The organism is Amycolatopsis rifamycinica, from assembly GCF_000695625.1.
GTDB lineage: Bacteria > Actinomycetota > Actinomycetes > Mycobacteriales > Pseudonocardiaceae > Amycolatopsis > Amycolatopsis rifamycinica.
The window spans coordinates 54480-73700 of sequence record NZ_JMQI01000035.1 but is presented as its reverse complement, the minus strand read 5'-3'; the positions used below and the strand labels follow the sequence as shown (position 1 = coordinate 73700).

Genomic DNA, 19221 nt, shown 5'->3' with positions numbered 1-19221 from the left:
CTCGTCCCTTCACGACCCTTGCTGCGGAACGGGAGGCGGGCCGTGACGGCTGCCGGATATCGCGTGGCCCCGGCCCGCCTCGACGCGGTGGCCGGCGAGTCCGGCTCCCGCGCCGAGGCGCTCGCGTCGGCGCAATCGGCGGTGGCGGGCGAGAAGCTGCCCGCCGCCGCGTTCGGCCGGGTGAGCGAGTCCGCCGCCGCGGCCAAGACGTTCGAGAAGACCATGACAGAGCTGGGCGGGAAGCTCGGCTCGCACGTGAGCCGGCTGCGGACGATCCAAAGTGGACTTACCGCGTCGGCCGCGGGGTACCGGCGGGCGGACGCGCAGGTGGCGGCGATGTACCGGGCGCTGCTGCCGGAAGATCCCCTGCCTCGCGCGGGAAATCCCGCGGGCGTCGGCGGCGCGGCCGACACCGGGGCATGGGCGCGCGCGATCGCGGGCAACCGCGTCAAGGTCGCCGACGCGCTGACCGCCGAGCGCGCGCGGCTGGCCGCGTTGACCGACGCCGAAGAGATCGCGCGCTCGCGGGCGCGGATCAAGCTGTACGAGGACATCCTCGCGAACGACCGGCAGATCCTCCGGTTCGACGCCGGCGGCAACGGCCGGATCGCCGAGCTCGTCGGGCACATCGAGCCGGGAACGCGCAACGTCGGGCTGTTCGTGCCCGGCGTCAACACGCAGATGTCCAACTTCGACGCCTACGCCGGTCTGGGGCGCAGCCTGGTGGCCGCGGACCCGGCCGGGCGCACGGCGGTCGTCGTCTGGGCCGACGGGGTGTTCCCGCAGGGCCCGGTGGCGCAGGGGCCGGACGCCGGGTACGCGCGGGCGATGGCGCCGGACCTCAAGCACTTCGCCGACGACCTGCGCGGCGAGATCGCGAGCCACGCGGGCTCCGGCGTCACGCTGACCGCGATCGGGCACAGCTACGGCGGGGCGACGGTCGGGCTCGCCGAGACGCACGGCCTCGACGTCGACCGCGTCCTGCACGTCGAGTCGGCCGGCATGGGCCACGGCGTGTGGTCGCCGTCCGACCTGCCGGCGAGCCAGGCGGGCGTCCAGCGGTTCTCGATGACGGCCCCGCTCGACCCGATCGTCCTGGCGCAGGGCAACGCGTGGGGCCTGGAGTGGACGGGCATCGGCCACGGCGCGGACCCGGACGTCTTCCCCGGCGTCACCGAGCTGGGCACCGGCGACGACGCCGACGGCTCGCCGCTGTGGGGCGTGTCGTCGCACAACGACGTGCTGAAGCCCGGGTCCGATTCGTGGACGAACATCTACCGCGTCCTGACCGCCGGTGGGAGTGTGGCGCCGTGAAGACGGAACTGACCCGCCTGGCGGCCGAGCTGACCACGGTGATCGACGACGTCGCGGCGGCCTTCGCCGCCCCGGCGGACCGGACGCTGGACGGCGAGCTGGACTGCGACCCGACCCGCCCCGGCCACCTGCTGTGCTGGCAGTACGGCGTCCGCGTCGAACACCCGGCCGCACCGGAGGAAAGCCTGGCGGCCCTCCTCCCGACGCTGCACCGCGACGGCTGGCAGTCCCACGACCGCAGCACCCCCCGCGAGCACATCACCCGCTTCACCCGCGACGGCGCGGACTTCACGATCCACGTCGCCGGCGCGGTGACGATCATCGGCTCGACCCGCCCCGTCCCCGCCTGATGCCCGCCCAATCACGCATGATGCCCGCCTGATCACACGAGATGCCCGCCTGATCACACGTGTTGCCTCCCCCATCACACGAACTCGCGTGATCGAGGCCGGACTTCATGTGCCGGAGGGGATTCTCGCGTGAGTGGGCGGGCATCACGTGTGATTGGCGGGGCATCATGCGTGATTGGCGGGGCATCACGTGTGGTGGAGGCCGGGTTACGGGGTGAAGCGGGTGGGGCGCCAGCCGCGGCGGCGGGCGCGGCGGACGGCCGCCACGGAAATGCCGGCGGCGGCGGCCAGGGCGACGCCGGCCAGGGCGATGGTGCCCGCCGTGACGTCTGAAGGCCGAGGTGCCGGGGCCGCGGCCGGGACCACCACCGGTGCGGAAGCAGCCGGGGGAAGCGCGCCGGGGCCGGGGACGTCGGCGGGCAGCGTCGACGACACCGCCGCGTAGGCGTCCAGGACTCCCCAGCCCAGCCGCGGGTCGTGACCGCCGGACGGCGGGCGGTGGGCCGTCAGCGTCAGGCGCGTGACGACCTGGTCGCCGGACAGCGACGGGTGGTACGCCCGCACCAGTGCCGCGACGCCGGCGACGTACGCCGCCGCGAGGCCCGGGTCGGTCACCGGCCAGCGGTGCGCCACCGCGCCTGCCGCCCCCGCCGAGGTGCTCACCAGGTCCGCGCCCGGGGCCGCGATGCCGACGTGGTCCCCCGCTTCCGTCTGCACCGGTTCGCCCGCGGCGTTCACCGACCCGACGGCCAGGACCCCGGACGTCGCCGTCGGGTACGTCCGCGCGCCCTGCTGGGTCGCCGAAGCCGCCGAGACGACCACTGCTCCCGCGGCCCGCGCCCGCGCCACCGCCCCCGAGAGGGCCGGGCTGTCGGCCACCGCGGGCACGGCCACCAGGATGACGCCCGCCCGCCGGTCCACGGCCCGGTCGATCGCCTCGGCCAGCTCGCCGGGGTCACCGCCGTCGCCGCCGGGCGTGTAGCGGATCGGCAGCAGCCGCACGGCGGGCGCGACGCCGGCGAACGTCGTCGACGGGTCCGGCCGCGCGCCGACGATCCCGGCCGCGATCGTGCCGCGGCCGTCGCAGTCCGTGCGCTCGGTGCCGGCGCCGCCGTCGAGCTGGCCGGGCGCGAACTGCGTGTTCTGCCCGTCGACACCGGTGCCGACCACGGCCACCAGCTGGCCCTCGCCGCGCGTCAGCGGCCACAGCCGCGCCGGGTCGATCAGCCGCTGGCCCCACGGCACTTCGCCGGCGTAGGTGCCGGACGGGTTCGCGCACCCCTGCGCCGAAGCGGCCGGCACGCCGAAGACGCCCGACGCCGCCACGAGGCCCGCCACCGCGAGCACCGCCGGTAACCGCACCCGAACCCCCGAAAGCCGAAAGACGGTGGCGGACAACGAATCCGCCACCGTCAGTCTAGCCCCGAACGACCCCTCAGCGAAGGTCCATGCCGAGATCCAGCGCCGGTGAGGAATGGGTCAGCCCGCCGACCGACAGATAGTCCACACCGGACAGTGCGTAGGCCTTACCACGGTCGAGGGTCAGCCCGCCAGAGGATTCCAGCCGCGTCTTCGGCGAGACTTCGTCGCGGCGCGCCACCGCCCGGCGGCACTCCTCCGGCGTGAAGTTGTCCAGCAGCACCTCGTCCGCCCCGGCCGCCAGCGCTTCGTCCAGCTGCGCCAGCGTGTCGACCTCGACCTCGCAGGCCAGTTCCGGCGCGTGCGCACGGGCCGCGGCCAGCGCCGCCGTCACCGAACCCGCGGCGACGACGTGGTTGTCCTTGATCAGCACCGCGTCGCCGAGGCCCAGCCGGTGGTTGACCCCGCCGCCGCAGCGGACGGCGTACTTCTGCAGCAGCCGCAGCCCCGGCAGCGTCTTGCGGGAGTCCCGGATCGCGCACCCGGTACTGTCCACTTCGGACACCCAGGCGGCGGTCGCGGTGGCGACGCCGGAGAGGTGGCACAGCAGGTTCAGCGCCGTGCGCTCGGCGGTGAGCAGCCCGCGCACCGGGCCGGCCAGTACCAGCGCGGGCTCCCCCGCGACCAGCCGGTCGCCGTCTTCGCGCCGGGCCAGCACCTCGTACCCGTCGCCCAGGACCATGTCGAACACCGCGAGCGCCACCGGCAGCCCGGCGACGACGCCGTCGACGCGCGGGGTCAGCTCGGCGACCGCGGTCGCGTCGGCCGGCACCGTCGCCGCCGTCGTCGCGTCCGGCCCGTACCGCAGGTCCTCGCCGAGCGCCGTGGCGACCACGCGCTCGACGTCGTCGACGTCCAGCCCGGCCGCGGCGATCAGCCGGCGGACGGCTTCGGAGATCGGGAACGTCATGCCACGCCTTCCAGGGGGATCGGGTCGGCCAGCACGGGCTGGCCGGACGGGCTGAGCCGGATGTGCTGGCTGCGCCGCCAGCCCTCGTCGCGCCCCGGGAAGTCGGACCGCACGTGACAGCCGCGCGACTCGGTGCGCCGGACGGCCGCGGCGAGCAACGCCTGCGCCACCACGGTCAGCGCGGCGTCCTCGACCGCCGCGTGCGTCCACAACGGAGTGTCCGCAAGGGACAGATCCAGCACCGAACCGGCCGCCGCCAGCCCGTCGGCGTCCCGGCCGATGGCCGCGTACCGGCTCATCACGCGCTGCAGGGAGTCCCGGTCCGCCGCCGGCGCGGTGGTCCACGACGGCAGGCGCCCGCGCGCGGGATCGGCCAGCAGCCCGGCCGCGAGGTCCGCCGCGACGGCCTCGGCGACCCGCTGCCCGACGACCAGGCCTTCGAGCAGGCTGTTGGAGGCCAGCCGGTTCGCGCCGTGCAGCCCGGTCCGCGCGACCTCGCCGGCCGCGTACAGGCCGGGCACCGACGAGCGTCCGTCCACAGTGGTCACCACGCCGCCGCACGAGAAGTGCGCCGCCGGGGTGACCGGGATCGGGTCCACGGCGGGGTCGAGACCCAGCGCCGCGCACGCCGCGAACACCGTCGGGAACCGCTGCGCGAACCCCGCGATCGAAGTCGCGTCGAGGAAGACGTGGTCGTCGATCCCGCCCGGCGCGGCCGCCATCCGCCGCGTGATCGCCGCCGAGACGACGTCCCGCGGCGCCAGGTCGCCGAGCGGGTGCACGCCCCGCATCACCGGCAGGCCGGCGCCGTCGACCAGCGTCGCGCCTTCGCCGCGCACCGCTTCGGTGACCAGGGGGCACCGGCCGCGCGCCCCCGGGGTGTAGAGCACGGTGGGGTGGAACTGCACGAACTCGATGTCCGCCACGGTCGCGCCGGCCCGCAGGGCCAGCGCGAGCCCGTCGCCGGTGGCGATCTCCGGGTTCGACGTCGCCTGGTAGAGCTGCCCGATCCCGCCGCTGGCCACCAGCACGGCCGAAGCGCGGACGATCCCGGGCACGCCGTGGCGGTCCAGCACGGTGACGCCGGCGACCCGGCCACCGGGCGTGCGCAGCGCGTCGACGGCGATGTGGTGCTCCAGCACCGGGATCCCGGCGTGCCCGGCCTGCGCGACCAGGGCGCGCTCGACCTCGGCACCGGTCGCGTCGCCGCCCGCGTGGATCACGCGGAACGCGCTGTGCCCGCCTTCGCGGGTCCGCGCGAGCAGCCCGGAGGCCGCGGCGTCGAACTTCGCGCCGTCCGCCCGCAGCCGGGCGACCGCGGCCGGCCCGCCGTCGAGGATCGAGCGCACCGCCGGCTCGTCGCAGAGGCCGGCGCCCGCGGTGAACGTGTCGTCGGCGTGCTTGGCGACCGAGTCGTCGAGGTCGTGCTCGTTTTCCAGGACCACGGCGACGCCGCCCTGCGCCCAGCGCGTGTTGCCGTCGGCGACGGCGGCCTTGGTGACCACCAGGACGTGCAGCCCGAGCGCCTGCGCGCGCAGCGCCGCGGTCAGCCCCGCGACGCCGCTGCCGATCACGACCAGGTCGGCGCGCGCCTCCCACACCGGGGTTTTCGCCCGTGGGTCATTAACCGGCGGCGTCATTCGCCGCCGCCGGGCTGCCCGATCTCGATCATCCGCTGCACCGAGGCCCGCGCGCGGGCGGCCGTTTCGACGTCGACGTGGACCTCGTCGAGGCCGTCACGCACGCAGCGCAGCAGGGCGGCGGGCGTGATCATCTTCATGTACCGGCAGGACGCGCGGTCGTTCACCGCGCGGAAGTCGATGCCCGGCGCGGCCTTGCGGAGCTGGTGGATCATGCCGATCTCGGTGGCCACCAGCACGGTCTTGGCCTTGGTGTCCCGGGCCTCGTGGACCATGTCGCCGGTGGAGAGGATCTTGACCCGCTCCGGCGCCACGGCGCCCTCGCCGGCCAGGTAGAGCGCCGAGGTCGCGCAGCCGCACTCGGGGTGGATGAACAGGTCGGCGTCGGGGGCCGCGGCCGCGCGCTCGGCCAGCTCGGCGCCGTTGATGCCCGCGTGGACGTGGCACTCCCCCGCCCAGACGTGCATGTTCTCCCGGCCGGTGACGCGCTTGACGTGCGCGCCGAGGAACTGGTCGGGCAGGAAGAGAACTTCCCGGTCGGCGGGGATGGAGGCGACGACGTCCACGGCGTTCGACGACGTGCAGCAGATGTCGGTCTCCGCCTTCACCTCGGCGGTGGTGTTGACGTAGGAGACGACCACCGCGCCCGGGTGCTCGGCCTTCCAGGCGCGCAGTTCGGCGCCGGTGATGGAGTCGGCCAGCGAGCAGCCGGCCCGCGCGTCCGGGATCAGGACGGTCTTCTCCGGCGAGAGGATCTTCGCGGTCTCGGCCATGAAGTGCACACCGCAGAAGATGATGGTGGACGCGTCGCTGCTCGCCGCGATGCGGCTGAGCGCGAGGGAGTCGCCGGTGTGGTCGGCGATGTCCTGGATCTCCGGGAGCTGGTAGTTGTGCGCGAGCAGGACCGCGTCGCGCTGCTTCGCCAGGCGCCGCACCTCCTCGGCCCACGCCGCGTTCGCCTCGACCCCGCCGTAGGGGGTGAGGTCCTGTTCGAGCGTCGAAGTCATGCTGGCCCTCCTGGACCGGTCTCCGGTTTTCGCCTTATAATCGAAAACCGTGCGAAGCCATCTTAACACCCAGGCCCCCCTGGTCCACGAGGTTCTGGGCGCGGTCCTGCAAGTGCGCTCGGACACACTGCGGGTGCTGCTGTGGCGGCGCGCGCTCGATCCGCACCTCGGCCGCTGGTCGCTGCCGGGCGGGCGGCTGCGGCCCGACGAGGACGTCGAGACGTCGATCCGGCGCCAGCTCGCCGAGAAGGTCGACGTCCGGCAGCTCAAGCACGTGGAGCAGCTCGCGGTGTTCAGCGCCCCGGACCGCGTGCCGGGGCCGCGCGTGGTGGCGACGGCGTTCCTCGGCCTGGTCCCGTCCGACGTCGACCCCGAAGTGCCCGAGGACACCGAATGGCACGACGTGGCGAAGCTGCCGCGCACGGCGTTCGACCACGAGGCCATCGTGCTGCGCGCCCGCGACCGGCTGCGGTCGAAGCTGTCCTACACCAACCTCGGGTTCGCGCTCGCGCCGGACGAGTTCACGATTTCGGCGCTCCGGGGCCTGTATTCGGCGGCGCTGGGCTACCGCGTCTCGGCGACCAACCTGCAGCGGGTGCTGTCCCGCCGCGGGCTGCTGGTGCCGACCGGGCACACGGCCGCCCCGGGCCGCTCGGGCGGGCGTCCGGCGGCACTGTTCTCCTTCGCCGGCAAGGGCATGCAGATCACGGACCCCTTCGCGGTGTTCAAACCACCCAACCGGTGACCATCCTGCGGCCGAGCCGTTCAGCCCTTACGGTGGACGCGTGACCGAGCCGGAACCGGAAAGCGACGCGACGACGACGATCCTGCCGTTGTTCCCGCTGCAGACCGTGCTGCTGCCCGGCACCAAGCTCCCGCTGCACATCTTCGAACCGCGGTACCGGCAGCTGATGGCGGACCTGGTGGGCGGCACGGTGCCGGGCCGCGAGTTCGGCGTGGTCGCCCTGCGGTCGTCACTGACCCGCGAGGTGCGTGGTCTGGACCAGTTGTACGAGATCGGCTGCAGCACGGTGCTGCGCGAGGCGAAACGCCTGCCGGACGGCCGGTTCGACGTCGTGACGCAGGCCCGGCGCCGCTTCCGCCTGCGCGAACTCGACTGCGTTTCGGCCCCGTACCTGATCGCCTCGGTGGAGTGGGTCGACGACGACCCGGTGGCCCCGTCGGGCGGCATGGCCGAGCGCCTGGCGACGGTCGCCCGCGCGGCGCACCAGCGGTACTGCGAAACGGCGTGGCGCAGTGACGACTGGACCGCCCCGCCCCCGGAGACGACGCTGGCCGAGCTGGCCTACATCCTGGCGTCGGACTGCCTGCTGCCCCTGGACGACCGCCAGCGGCTCCTGGAGGAGCGCCACCCCCTGCGGCGGCTGCGCATCGCCTGCCGGCTGCTGACCCGGGAGGCGGGGTTCCTGAACACGCTGGGCGCGGTGCCCCTGCCCCCGGGCGAGCTTACCGACCTGAGCCGGCCGGCCAGCCTGAACTGACCCCGGCTAGGCGTCGCGCAGCGAACGGATCATCCCCCGCAGCAGCCGGAAGGCCTCGCGCTGTTCCGCCTCGCTCATCCCGCGCAGCATCCGCACCTCGACCGACCGCACGGCGGCGCTCGCCTCCGCCAGACTCCGCTCCCCGAGGGGCGTGAGCCGCGTCGGCAGCGCCTTTCCCACCGGCGCCTCCGCGGGCCGGGTCACGTACCCGTCCCGCTCCAGCGCCTGGAGCAGCACGTTCATCGACTGCCGGGTCACGAACGCGCCCCGGGCGAGCTCGGAATTCGACAAGCCGGGCCGCTGCGCGAGCAGCTCGAGGCAGCTGTAGTGCGTCACGCTCATCCCGAGCGGCCGCAGCACCTCCTCCATCGCCACCCTCAGCGCGCTCGACGCCTCCTTCAGCAGGTAGCCCAGCGACGTCCGCAGATCGACAGCGTCTTGACTCATGTCAGTATCCTGACATACCGTGGGCCGTGTCAGAAAGCTGACACGAACCGAAGGAGCACCCCATGCCCGCCACCGGCCCCGACTTCATCTCGTTCCAAGCGCGGGATCTCGCCGCTTCCCAGGCGTTCTACGAGCGGTACCTCGGCCTCGTCCGCTCGCCGGCCGGGCCTCCGCACGCCGTCGTCTTCGAGACGAAGCCGATCGCGTTCGCCCTCCGCGAGGTCGTCCCCGGCACGGATCTCGCCTCCGTGGCCCGGCCCGGCATCGGTGCCGCGATCTGGCTCCACGCCACCGACGTCCAGGCCATCCACGACGCTCTCGCCGCCGACGGGCACCCCATCGTCGCCGCGCCGATCGACGGCCCGTTCGGCCGGACGTTCACCTTCGCCGACCCCGACGGCTACCACGTCACGCTCCACGACCGCGCTTGACCGGCGGACCGGCCGGGGTCTTCCGCGGCGGGAAGACCCCGGAGAGGTTCAGCTCCCCGAACCGTTCCCGGTGCCGAACTTGTTCCAGACCTTCCCGGCCGCGCCCGACACCGCCTCGCCGACGTCGCTGAACACCTTCGTCAGCGGGTCCGTCGACGAGTTCCACGAGTCCTTGTACGACTGGGCCGCCGACTTCAGGTCTTCCTTCCAGTCCGACGCCGGCGTATCGGCGTCCCGGCGCGCGTAATCGCCGGCCAGGATCGCGCGGTACTCCGCCGAGGCCGCCCACTTCTGCAGCTGGGCCGCGCGGACCACCGCGAACGGGTGCGACTCCGTCTCGACCGACTTGAGCTTGAGGAAGCTGTCGCGGATGTCCTCGACGGACTCGTACTCGGCCGCCTGCTGCAGGAACGACGGGACGTCGATGCGGGCCGGGTCGATGCCGCCCGCCACCTGGATCTGGGCGCGCAGCGCCGCCGTCGGGTCCTGGCTGCACAGCAGCCCCGCCCGGTCGCACGAGAGCTCCGCCTTGCGGAACCACTCGCGCAGCGCCGCGATGATCGCCCGGATGCCGAGCGCGCTGACCGGCGTCCACGACATCGCCAGCTGCAGGCGGATCAGGCGCACCATGATCGTGCGGTAGACCGCGTGCCCGGACAGCACGTGCCCCATCTCGTGCCCGATCACGAACCGCAGGGAGTCGACGTTCATCAGCTCGACGAGCCCGGTGCTGATCGCGACGAACGGCTCGTCCATGCCGACCGCCTGCGCCTGGATCTGCGCGTTCTGGAAGACGAACAGGTTCGGCACCGCGGGCAGGTCCAGCGTCTCGGCGCATTCGTGGCGGAGCCGATCGAGCTCCGGGTACTGCTTCGGCCCGACGCGGATGGACGACGCCAGCGCCATCAGCCGCTCGCCGCGCTCGTTGTAGAAGCCCGAAACGGCCTTGACGACCTGGGCGAAGCCGGGCACCGCGCGCAGCGTGGCGAGCGCGCCGCGGTCCACCGGGTGCTCGTACGCGCGCGGGCTGATGCCGGGAAAACGGACGGCGTTGTGCCGCGAAACCTCGATGTCCTCGGTCACTGCTGGATCCCCCCTGTAGGTGACGGACACCACCTTAGGGGCAAACCGGTCAGCCGAGACGGCGGCCCAAGTCGTCGCGCCCGTTCCAGGTCGCCAGCAGGCTGTAGGCGATCGACACGCCGAGCGGACCGGTCAGCAGCACCCACCACGACTCCAGGCGCGGCGCCAGCTCGATCACCTCGCCCACCGCGGGCGGGGTGGCGATGGCGTAGTGGGCGTTCGCGAAGCTCGGGCCGAGCAGCTTGGCGAGCGCGGCGGCGAGCGCGACGCCGAGCACCGCGGCGAGGAACACCACCGGCCCGCGCCGTTCGCGCAGCAGCCAGACGACGACGCCGGCGACGACCCCCAGCCCCAGCGCGAGGAACCCGAAGACGGCCAGGTCGTCGAAACGGTGCCAGCTCTCCAGCTCCAGGGCGCCCTGGGTGCCGTCGGCGGCGACGATGCGCACCCGCTCCGCGGGCGCGAGCCGCGACCACACGAAGGCGAGCGGGAAGCTCAGCACGGTGAGGACGCCGACCACGCTGACGGCGGGCAGCAGGTCGGCCTTCACGACGACGCGCGGCCGCCGTTCGCGGAACAGCACGGGCACCGACCACGGACCGGCCACGGCCGACGGCCGGTGCGCGGGCCCCGACGACTCACTCACCCGGACTCCCTCCTGCGACTGTGCCACCGAGCGTAACCGGTCGACGCGGGCCGGGCGGCAACCGGCGCCCGTGTCCCCGGCGCCCCGGCAGAGCCGCGACGAACGATCCGGTTCGTCGACCCCTCAGCCGCTCGCCGTGTCGCCGTGCCGGCTGCAGCGGGCGGTCCAGCCGAGCGGGCTGACCTGGACCACCAGCCGGCGCGCGCAGAACGTGCAGTACCGCGGCGGCTCCAGCGCCGTCCGGGGGTTGTGGCACGCCGGGTGGTCCGCACCACCCGGCGCCGCTTGTCCACAGTGGACGCAAAAGGCGGGTGCGTCAGAGGCTGTCACTGAGGGCCTTGATGGGCATCTTGAGCTCGTCCAGCATCTCCAGGTCCGCCGAAGCCGGGCGGCCCAGGTTGGTCAGGTAGTTGCCGACGATGATCGCGTTGATCCCGCCGAGCATGCCCTGCTCCGCGCCGAGGTCGCCCAGGGTCAGCTCGCGGCCGCCGGCGAAGCGCAGCATCGTGCGCGGCATCGCGAGCCGGAACGCCGCGACCGTCCGCAGCGCGTCCTTGCCCTCGACGATCTCGTAGTGCTCGTACGGCGTGCCGGGCTGCGGGATCAGGAAGTTCATCGGCACCTCGTGCGGGTTCAGCTCGGCCAGCTGCACGGCGAACTCCGCGCGCTGCTCGACCGTCTCCCCCATGCCGATGATGCCGCCGCAGCAGACCTCCATGCCCGCGTCGGCGACCATGCGCAGGGTGTCCCAGCGCTCCTCCCACGTGTGCGTCGTGACCACCGACGGGAAGTGCGAGCGCGCGGTCTCGAGGTTGTGGTTGTAGCGGTGGACGCCCATGTCGACGAGCTCGTCGACCTGCTCCTGCGTCAGCATGCCCAGCGAGCAGGCGATCTGGATGTCGTTGCCGTCCTCGCGGATGGCCTTGACGCCCTCGCGGACCTGCGAGAGCAGCCGCTTGTCCGGACCGCGGACGGCGGCGACGATGCAGAACTCCGTCGCGCCGGTTTCGGCGGTCTGCCGGGCGGCCTTGACCAGGTTCGGGATGTCGAGCCACGCCGAGCGCACCGGTGTCGGGAAGCGGCCGGACTGGGAGCAGAAGTGGCAGTCCTCGGGGCAGCCGCCGGTCTTGAGGCTGATGATGCCCTCGACCTCGACCTCGGGGCCGCACCAGCGCATCCGCACCTCGTGGGCGAGGGCGAGCAGGTCGGGCAGCCGCTCGTCGGGCAGCCGCAGCACGTCGAGGACCTGCTGCTCCTCGAGGCCGGCGCCGGTTTCGAGGACCTGTTCGCGCGCGAGGGCGAGCACGTCTTCCGGGGGCTCCGGGCGGAGCCCCCGCCCCGGGGCGGAGGCCCGGCTGTCACTGACGTCTGTGTCGGGGACTGCGGTCACGGCGGCTCCTTGGTCGAGGTGGTGCGGCAAGCGTCCCTCATCGTGCACGAAGCCGCGTCGAGGGGACAGCGACGCAGGTCACTTCCCGGCCGACGCCCATCCCGCGAAGAGTTCCGGGTCGAATTCGCCGCCGAACCACGGCGAGAGCCCCGCCCGGGCCGCGGCCAGGAAGTCCTCGCGGGAGGACTGGCCGATGTCCGCGGGGAGCACGCCGAGCAGCGGGGCCCCGGCCGCGACCGGCAGGTCTTCGAGGTTGGACAGCGCCGCGAGGTCCGGTTCGGCGGGCCACGCGCCGATGATCACCCCGGCGACGGTGAGCCCGCGCCTGGTGGCGACCTCGGCGGTGAGCGCGGTGGCGTTGAGCGTCCCGAGGCCGGCTTCGGCCACGATGATGACGAGCGACCCGAGCGACCAGGCGACGTCGGCGAGGCTGGCGCCGGTGCCGTTGAAGCGCACCAGCAGCCCGCCCGCGCCTTCGATCAGGGTGAGGTCGTGCCCGGTGTCCAGGTCCGACGCGGCCTGGGCGATCTCGCCGGGGTCGAGCGCCGGGAGGCCGCTGCGGCGGGCCGCGGCCTCCGGCGACAACGGGTCCGGGTACCGGCGCAGCTCGCGCGTCGTCACCTCGGGCCCGGCGAGCCGGACGACGTCCTGCAGGTCACCGGGCTCATCGGGGCGGACACCGGTCTGGGCCGGTTTCAGCACCGCCGCCCGCTGCCCGCCGGCCACCGCCAGGGCCGCGATCGCCGCCGTGGTGATCGTCTTGCCGACCCCGGTCCCGGTCCCCGTCATCACCAGCATCGTCACGACCAATCAAGATAGTGACCCCGGCTGACGGGCGACGACCGGGTCAGGCCGGGCAGAACGCGTCCCCGGCCGGGCGCACCCCCTCGGCGAGGTAGCGGGCCACCGCGGCGTTCGCGCAGGCGTTGGTGCCGAACAGGTAGGCGCGGTGCCCGCCCTGGTCGACCGTCAGCAGCTCGGCCCGGTGCCCCAGCGCCGCGCGCATTTCGACGCCGCCCGGGTAGTCGGTGCCGTTGTCGCGCAGGTTCTGCACCATGAGGATGTTCGACGGGCCGCGGTCGGTGATGCGCACCTGCGGCTCGGTCTTCTGCGCCGGCCAGAACGCGCAGGCCCAGACGTTCGCCGCGGCCGCGCCCAGCATCGGGTAGCGGGCCCGGTCCTCGGCCACCGCGTGCCGGTAGACCTCGACGTCTTTCGGCCAGCCGTCCATGTTGCAGACGATCGCCAGCAGCCCGGAGAAGTCGAACCCGGGCGGCAGCGGCGGCCGCGCGATGGTGCCGTTGCCGGCCTGCTGCCAGACCTGGGCGAGCAGCGGGAAGGTCGCGTCCGACTGGGTGAGGGCCTCGTTGATCCAGCGGAAGGTGGCGCCGTCGACGGTCTCGACCGGCGTCTGGTCGAGCTTCGCGGCGAGCGCGAAGTACTTGGCCTTCACCGCTTCCGGCGTGCTGCCGAGGCCGTAGGTCGCGTCCTGGGCGGCGGCCCAGGCGGCGAAGTCGGGGAAGTGCTTCTCGAAGCCCGAAGCGAACCGGCGCGACCAGGTGTAGTCGAGGCCGCCCGGCCCGGTCGAGCTGTCCAGCACCACCCGATCGGTGCGGTGCGGGTACATCGTCGCGTAGGTCGCGCCGAGGAAGGCCCCGAACGAGTAGCCGAGGAAGGAGATCCGCCGTTCGCCGAGGGCCGCCCGGATCCCGTCGAGGTCACGCGCGACGTTCCGGACGGTGATGTGCGGCAGCAGCGGGGCCGACGGCGCGGCCGCGCAGCCCTCGGCGTTCTGGCGGGCCACCGCGGCCTGGGTGTCGACGCCCGCGTCCGTCACGGCGTAGGCGGGCGGGATCATGAACGTCACGGGCAGGTCGCACGTCACCCGGGTGCTGTTGCCCGCCCCGCGCGGGTCGAAGGCGATCAGGTCGTAGGTGTCCCGCACGGCCTGTGGCAGGCCCAGGGCCAGCAGCTGCAGCGGCAGGGCGAGCTGGGAGTCGCCCTGCGATCCCGGGTTCAGGACGAGCACGCCGCGGCGCTTGGCCGGATCGGCGGACGGCAGCCGGGAGAACGCGAGGGTGACCTTCTCCCCCGACGGCCGGGCGTAGTCCAGCGGCGCGCTCATCGTCGTGCACTGCAGCCCCTGGTCCGGCTCGGGCACGCCGGCGCAGGGCTGCCACGTGAGTGCCGTGCCGGCCGTCGAGGCGACGGCCGGCACGGCGGGAAACGCGGTGGCCGCGGCCAGCACGGCCACGGCGAGCACCCGGAAACGTCTGGAATGCGACATGGACTGGCCATCCCCCTTCGGCGCGACGGCGCGCGGGCCGCATCCCGTGTGCCGCGTGAACGCCGGAGACTCGCATGCCGGGCCGGACCCGGGAACCGCCGTTCGGGCTACTGCCCGGCGGCGACGAACGTGCGCGCCTCCCCGTCGAGTAGGTGCACGCTCGCCGCCCCGACGTCGAAGTACATGCCGGTCAGCTGGAGTTTCCCGGCCGTCTCGGCCGCCGCGACCAGCGGATACTCCCGCAGGTGCGCGAGCTGTTGCAGAACGTTGTGCAGGGCCAGCCGGTCGGCGTCGCGAGCGGGCCGGACGCCGTCGACGGTGAGCGCGCCGGACCGCCGCGTGCTCGGCCCGACGTGCCGCAGCCAGTCGCCCAGCGGCCCGTTCGGCGCACCGTCGGTGACGGCTTTCATTGCGCCACAGGAGGAATGCCCGCAGACGACGATCTCCGACACCCCGAGCACGCCGACCGCGAACTCGATCGACGCGTTCATCGACGGGTCGGCTTGCCCGGGCGGGACGAGGTTCCCGATGTTGCGGATGGTGAAGAGGTCTCCGGGGCCGCTCGTGGTGATGAGATTGGGCACGATGCGAGAATCGCCGCACGTGATGAACAGCGTGCGCGGCCGCTGGCCGTCCGCGAGCCCGGAAAGCGTGTCCTTGAGCAGCGGCGCGGCCCGGCGGTGGAACTCCGTGGCCCCGCGGCGGGTCTGCTGGGCCGGGATGTCGACCCCTTCCGCCGCCTGCCACTCCGACCACGGGGCCAGCCAGCGCGGCACCGCCCGGCTCGCGGCGAGCCGGGACCGCGTCGGGCGGCCCGCCTTGCCTTCGCCGAACCACGGGTGGCCGACCTCGTCGACCTCCACCGTGCCGCCGGCGCGCTCGTGCGCCTGCTGCCAGGTGTGCAGGCTTTCGAACGCGGCGTGGTCGAGGTAGTCGACGACCAGCTCCAGCCGCACGGTCACCCCGCCCGGGATGCTCCCGAGCACCTTCGACAGCCGCGGCACCGACAGGAACGTCAGGACGCCTTCGACGACGACGCGCCAGTTGTCGCCCTCGCGCCCGGTGCTTTCCCTTTCGATGTGGATGCCCGACCAGACCGTGCGGCGCAGCATCAGCACCACCGCCAGCCCGATGCCGGCCAGCACGCCGGTGAGCAGGTCGAAGACGACGACCCCGCCGAGGGTGAGCAGGTACACCGGCAGGTCGCCGTGCGCGAGCACGGTCTTCATGTGCCCGGGGTTGACCAGCTTCGCGCCGACGTGCACCAGCAGCCCGGCCAGCGCGGCCAGCGGGATGCTTTCGATCAGCCCGGCGAGCAGGACGACGAACAGCAGCACCCAGACGCCGTGCAGCACCGCCGAGACGCGGGTCTTCGCGCCGGAGGCGACGTTGGTGGAGCTGCGGACGATGACGCCGGTGACGGGCAACCCGCCCAGCGCGCCGGAGATCATGTTGGCGGTGCCCTGGCCGACCAGCTCACGGTCGAGGTTGGCGCGCGGCCCGGTGTGCATCCGGTCGACCGCGACCGCCGAGAGCAGGCTCTCCACGCTGGCGATCAGCGCGATCGTCACCACGGCGAGGGCGAACCCGCCCCAGCCGTCCGGCAGCTGCGGGACGAGGTGGATGTTCAGCAGGTCGCCGGGCAGGTCGACGCGCGGGAGCGTCATCCCGAAAGCGACCGACACCACCGTGGCCACCGCGATCGCGGCGAGCGGCCCCGGCACCTTGCGGACGGCGGACGGCAGCTTCGGCCAGACGAGCAGGATGGCGATGGTGATCAGGCCGACGATGGTCGCGGCGTCGTGGTGGGCGACGATCTGGGCGGGCAGCTCGGCGACGTTCTCCACGGCCGAGCTCTGGGCTTTGCCGCCGAGGATGACGTGCAGCTGGCCGAGCACGATCGTGACGCCGATACCGGCCAGCATGCCGTGCACGATCGCCGGCGAGATGGCCAGCGCCGCGCGCGCGATGCGGCTCAGCCCCAGCAGGATCTGGCACGCGCCGGCGGCGACGGTGATCGCGCAGGTGACGGCCCACCCGAACGTCTGGATGGTTTCGGCCATGACCACGGTCAGGCCGGCGGCGGGCCCGCTCACTTGCAGCGCGGAGCCGCCGAGCGCGCCGGCGACGATGCCGCCGACGACGGCGGCCACCAGCCCGGCGGCGACCGGGGCGCCCGAAGCGAGGGCGATGCCCAGGGACAGGGGAACGGCTACGAGGAAGACGACCAGTGAGGCCGGCAGGTCGTGGCGGAGCACGGCGAGGGGTCTCATGATCGCCATGCAACCGGAAATCGAGTGAAATGTCCGCTATGTTCCACCCATTCGAGTGAACAACTGGCGATATTTCACCCTTTTGTCACAAATCGGACATTGCGTTAACACCCTGGTAACTCGCCAATTTCTGTCACGCGACAGATAAATTCGGGGCCATACAACGGTTTTCGCCGCGGGTACGGCGAAGGCCGCCTCCGGAGCACGGGTGCCCGGAAGCGGCCTTCGCGATTCAGTGTTCCAGCGCCCCCGCGGGGACGAACCGGCGCGCGCCTTCGTCCAAAAGGGACACTTGCGCGGCGCCGACGTCGAAGTACATCCCGGTCAGCCGCAGCGCACCCCGCTCCAGGGCCGCCGCCACCACCGGGTAACCGCGCAGGATCTCCAGCTGCTGCACGACGTTCTGCAGCGCGAGCTGGTCGGCCTCCGCGGCGGGCCGCTCGCCGCCGAGCAGCAGGGGTGCCTCGCGGCTGCGGCGCCGGAGCGTCGCTTCGCCGTGGCGCAGCCAGCTGCCGAGCTGGTCGAGCCCGTCCGGCGCCTGGCCGAGCAGCGCCTTCATCGCGCCGCAGCCGGAATGCCCGCACACCACGATCTCGGCGACCTCGAGCACGCCGACGGCGTACTCGATCGCCGCGCCGACCGAGGAGTCGGTGCCGCCGGCCGGGGGCACGAGGTTGCCGATGTTCCGCACGGTGAACAGGTCGCCCGGTCCGCTGGTGGTGATCAGGTTCGGCACGATCCGCGCGTCGCCGCAGGTGATGAACAGCGTGTGCGGCTGCTGGCCGTGCGCCAGCCCGTCCCACGTCTCGCGCAGCAGGGGCGCGGTGCGGCGCTGGAACTCCGAAGCACCGCGGCACAACAGCGAGCTGGCGGTGCGCTGGGCGGGCAGCACGACGTGCTCGGCCTGCCACTGCGACCACGGCGCGAGCCACCGCGGCACGACGCGCGCGGCGACGCTGCGGCGCACGGTCGGCTTCCCCGAGCGGCCGCGGGCGAACCACGGGTGCCCGATCTCGTCGACCGTGACGCACCCCGCGTGCGCCTGCTGCCAGCCGCGCAGGCAGTCGAACGCGGCGTGGTCGAGGAAGTCGACGTGCAGTTCGAGGGTGACCTCGGCGTGCGGTGGCACTTCGGCGAGCACGCGGGTCAGCCGCGGCACGGACAGGAACGTCAGCGCGCCTTCGATGACGACGCGGTGGCGGTCGCCGTCCCGCTCGACGTGGATCCCGGAAAAGATCATGCGCCGCAGCATCAGCGCGAGCGCGAACAGGACCCCCGCCGCGACACCGGTGAGCAGGTTGACGGCCACGGCGCCGGCCAGGGTGACGGCGTACACCGGCAGGTCGCCGTGGCGCCGGACCTCCTTGAGCGCCGGGAGGTTGACCAGCTTCGTCCCGACGTACACCAGCAGCGCGGCCAGCGCCGCCAGCGGGATCAGCCGCAGCACGCCGGTGAGCAGCAGGCAGGCGGCGAGGATCCAGGCGCAGTGCAGCATCGCCGACGCCCGGGTGCGCGCGCCGGCTTCGTAGTTGGTCATGCTGCGCACGATGACGCCGGTGACCGGGAACCCGCCGAGCGCGCCGGCGGCGACGTTCGCCGCGCCCTGCCCGACGAGTTCGCGGTCGAGGTCGCTGCGCGGGCCGCCGCGGCGCTTGTCCACCGAGACGGCGGACAGCAGGCTCTCCAGGCCGGCGATGAGCGCGATGGTGACCGCGGCGGTGGCGAAGCTGCCCCAGCCGCCGCCGGGCAGCTGCGGCACGATGTGCAGGGCGGGCAGCCCGGCCGGGAGGTCGACGCGCGGCAGGTTCATGCCGGTCAGGACGGACAGGCCGGTGGCCAGCGTGACGGCGGCCAGGGGCGCGGGCACCCGGCGGACGGCTTTCGGCAGCCGCGGCCAGGCCAGCAGGACGCCGAGGGTGACGATGCCGACCAGCACGGCTTGGTCGTGGTGCGCGGCGACCTGCCCGGGCAGCGCCAGGACGTTGGCCGGTGCGGAACCCTGTGCCGAGCCGCCGAGGACGACGTGCAGCTGGCCCAGCACGAGCGTGACGCCGATGCCGGCGAGCAGGCCGTGCACGATCGCCGGTGACACGGCGAGCGCGGCGCGGGCGGCCCTGGTGAGGCCGAAGAGGATCTGGAGCAGGCCCGCGGCGACGGTGATCGCGCAGGTGGCGCGCCAGCCGTGGGTGGCGATCGTGTCGGCCACCACCATGGTGAGGGCGGCGGACGGGCCGCTGACCTGCAGCGGCGATCCGCCGAAGAGACTCGCGACCAGCCCGCCGACGACGGCGGAGATCAGGCCGGAGAGCAGCGGCGCCCCGGCGGCGAAGGCCACGCCGAGGGACAGGGGGACGGCGACGAGGAAGACGACGATCGACGCCAGGAAATCGTGCTTGAGGTTCTCCAGGTGCGGGACGGCGGGCTTCGGGGGTCCGGTGTCGTGTTCGCCACGAACGATCTCGATCATGGGGGCAGGATCGCCGAAACCGCGCGAAAAGTCCGCTACGCAAGCATTTCTCGCG

At 73.4% G+C, this 19221-nt stretch carries 18 protein-coding genes; 5 read left to right on the top strand and 13 right to left on the bottom strand.

What is annotated here, in order from left to right:
* The first annotated feature begins 42 nt into the window (after nucleotides 1-42).
* Both DV20_RS17750 and DV20_RS17745 read left to right on the top strand, forming a co-directional pair.
* Nucleotides 43-1314: an alpha/beta hydrolase gene (locus DV20_RS17750; protein WP_043781609.1), complete on the top strand. Its 1272-nt coding sequence runs from the start codon at nucleotides 43-45 to the stop codon at nucleotides 1312-1314.
* Nucleotides 1311-1664 carry a hypothetical protein gene (locus tag DV20_RS17745; protein WP_043781607.1) on the top strand — a complete coding sequence of 118 codons (354 nt, stop codon included), beginning with the start codon at nucleotides 1311-1313 and terminating at the stop codon, nucleotides 1662-1664. Before DV20_RS17750 ends, DV20_RS17745 begins: the two co-directional genes overlap by 4 nt.
* 207 nt (nucleotides 1665-1871) lie before the next feature.
* Here DV20_RS17745 and DV20_RS17740 read toward each other — a convergent pair whose 3' ends face one another.
* From DV20_RS17740 to nadA, 4 genes are all read right to left on the bottom strand, one after another.
* Nucleotides 1872-3011 carry a S8 family serine peptidase gene (locus tag DV20_RS17740; protein WP_043781605.1) on the bottom strand — a complete coding sequence of 380 codons (1140 nt, stop codon included), beginning with the start codon at nucleotides 3009-3011 and terminating at the stop codon, nucleotides 1872-1874.
* A gap of 88 nt (nucleotides 3012-3099) precedes the next feature.
* Nucleotides 3100-3993, bottom strand: a complete 894-nt coding sequence (gene nadC, locus DV20_RS17735) for a carboxylating nicotinate-nucleotide diphosphorylase (RefSeq protein ID WP_043781602.1) — start codon at nucleotides 3991-3993, stop codon at nucleotides 3100-3102.
* Nucleotides 3990-5633: an L-aspartate oxidase gene (locus tag DV20_RS17730; protein ID WP_200876454.1), complete on the bottom strand. Its 1644-nt coding sequence runs from the start codon at nucleotides 5631-5633 to the stop codon at nucleotides 3990-3992. The genes nadC and DV20_RS17730 overlap by 4 nt, the downstream gene beginning before the upstream one ends.
* On the bottom strand, nucleotides 5630-6640 hold the full coding sequence (nadA, locus tag DV20_RS17725) for a quinolinate synthase NadA (RefSeq protein WP_043781598.1): 1011 nt from the start codon (nucleotides 6638-6640) through the stop codon (nucleotides 5630-5632). Before nadA ends, DV20_RS17730 begins: the two co-directional genes overlap by 4 nt.
* A 112-nt stretch (nucleotides 6641-6752) precedes the next feature.
* Between nadA and DV20_RS17720 the strand changes: the two genes are divergently transcribed.
* Both DV20_RS17720 and DV20_RS17715 read left to right on the top strand, forming a co-directional pair.
* Complete coding sequence (locus DV20_RS17720) at nucleotides 6753-7385, top strand: NUDIX hydrolase (protein WP_043781595.1); 633 nt, start codon at nucleotides 6753-6755, stop codon at nucleotides 7383-7385.
* 40 nt (nucleotides 7386-7425) lie between these two features.
* Nucleotides 7426-8142 (top strand): LON peptidase substrate-binding domain-containing protein, encoded by a 717-nt coding sequence (locus DV20_RS17715; protein ID WP_043781593.1) that lies wholly within the window; start codon nucleotides 7426-7428, stop codon nucleotides 8140-8142.
* Nucleotides 8143-8148: 6 nt separating this feature from the next.
* Here the strand turns inward: DV20_RS17715 and DV20_RS17710 are convergent, their stop codons facing one another.
* Nucleotides 8149-8589 (bottom strand): MarR family winged helix-turn-helix transcriptional regulator, encoded by a 441-nt coding sequence (locus tag DV20_RS17710; protein WP_043781590.1) that lies wholly within the window; start codon nucleotides 8587-8589, stop codon nucleotides 8149-8151.
* Nucleotides 8590-8651: 62 nt separating this feature from the next.
* Here DV20_RS17710 and DV20_RS17705 point away from each other — a divergent pair, with 62 nt between their 5' ends.
* Complete coding sequence (locus DV20_RS17705) at nucleotides 8652-9020, top strand: VOC family protein (protein ID WP_043781588.1); 369 nt, start codon at nucleotides 8652-8654, stop codon at nucleotides 9018-9020.
* A 48-nt stretch (nucleotides 9021-9068) separates the two neighbouring features.
* Here the strand turns inward: DV20_RS17705 and DV20_RS17700 are convergent, their stop codons facing one another.
* The 8 genes from DV20_RS17700 to DV20_RS17670 all read right to left on the bottom strand — a co-directional run bounded on the left by DV20_RS17700 (nucleotide 9069) and on the right by DV20_RS17670 (nucleotide 19166).
* On the bottom strand, nucleotides 9069-10103 hold the full coding sequence (locus DV20_RS17700) for a M48 family metallopeptidase (RefSeq protein ID WP_043781587.1): 1035 nt from the start codon (nucleotides 10101-10103) through the stop codon (nucleotides 9069-9071).
* A gap of 49 nt (nucleotides 10104-10152) precedes the next feature.
* On the bottom strand, nucleotides 10153-10749 hold the full coding sequence (locus tag DV20_RS17695; RefSeq protein ID WP_043781584.1) for a DUF2567 domain-containing protein: 597 nt from the start codon (nucleotides 10747-10749) through the stop codon (nucleotides 10153-10155).
* Nucleotides 10750-10872: 123 nt separating this feature from the next.
* Complete coding sequence (bsaP, locus tag DV20_RS44055) at nucleotides 10873-11079, bottom strand: biotin synthase auxiliary protein BsaP (RefSeq protein ID WP_084093532.1); 207 nt, start codon at nucleotides 11077-11079, stop codon at nucleotides 10873-10875.
* Entirely contained in the window at nucleotides 11066-12055 is a 990-nt protein-coding gene (gene bioB, locus DV20_RS17690; RefSeq protein ID WP_043781581.1) for a biotin synthase BioB, read from the bottom strand. The genes bsaP and bioB overlap by 14 nt, the downstream gene beginning before the upstream one ends.
* Nucleotides 12056-12217: 162 nt before the next feature.
* The gene (bioD, locus tag DV20_RS17685) at nucleotides 12218-12937 is read right to left on the bottom strand and encodes a dethiobiotin synthase (protein ID WP_200876457.1); all 720 of its coding nucleotides are present in this window, start codon (nucleotides 12935-12937) and stop codon (nucleotides 12218-12220) included.
* 49 nt (nucleotides 12938-12986) lie between these two features.
* Nucleotides 12987-14426, bottom strand: coding sequence for an alpha/beta hydrolase (locus DV20_RS17680; protein WP_043781579.1), 1440 nt, complete (start codon nucleotides 14424-14426; stop codon nucleotides 12987-12989).
* A 107-nt stretch (nucleotides 14427-14533) separates the two neighbouring features.
* Complete coding sequence (locus DV20_RS17675; RefSeq protein WP_043781578.1) at nucleotides 14534-16708, bottom strand: SulP family inorganic anion transporter; 2175 nt, start codon at nucleotides 16706-16708, stop codon at nucleotides 14534-14536.
* 223 nt (nucleotides 16709-16931) lie between these two features.
* Nucleotides 16932-19166, bottom strand: a complete 2235-nt coding sequence (locus tag DV20_RS17670) for a bifunctional SulP family inorganic anion transporter/carbonic anhydrase (protein WP_043781576.1) — start codon at nucleotides 19164-19166, stop codon at nucleotides 16932-16934.
* Nucleotides 19167-19221 lie beyond the last annotated feature (55 nt).

Coding starts and splice junctions, on each gene's coding strand:
- nadC (WP_043781602.1), bottom strand. CDS start 3,993: ATGACGTTCCCGATCTCCGAAGCCGTCCGCCGGCTGATCGCCGCGGCC.
- DV20_RS17730 (WP_200876454.1), bottom strand. CDS start 5,633: ATGACGCCGCCGGTTAATGACCCACGGGCGAAAACCCCGGTGTGGGAG.
- nadA (WP_043781598.1), bottom strand. CDS start 6,640: ATGACTTCGACGCTCGAACAGGACCTCACCCCCTACGGCGGGGTCGAG.
- DV20_RS17710 (WP_043781590.1), bottom strand. CDS start 8,589: ATGAGTCAAGACGCTGTCGATCTGCGGACGTCGCTGGGCTACCTGCTG.
- DV20_RS17705 (WP_043781588.1), top strand. CDS start 8,652: ATGCCCGCCACCGGCCCCGACTTCATCTCGTTCCAAGCGCGGGATCTC.
- bioD (WP_200876457.1), bottom strand. CDS start 12,937: ATGCTGGTGATGACGGGGACCGGGACCGGGGTCGGCAAGACGATCACC.
- DV20_RS17680 (WP_043781579.1), bottom strand. CDS start 14,426: ATGTCGCATTCCAGACGTTTCCGGGTGCTCGCCGTGGCCGTGCTGGCC.
- DV20_RS17675 (WP_043781578.1), bottom strand. CDS start 16,708: ATGGCGATCATGAGACCCCTCGCCGTGCTCCGCCACGACCTGCCGGCC.
- DV20_RS17670 (WP_043781576.1), bottom strand. CDS start 19,166: ATGATCGAGATCGTTCGTGGCGAACACGACACCGGACCCCCGAAGCCC.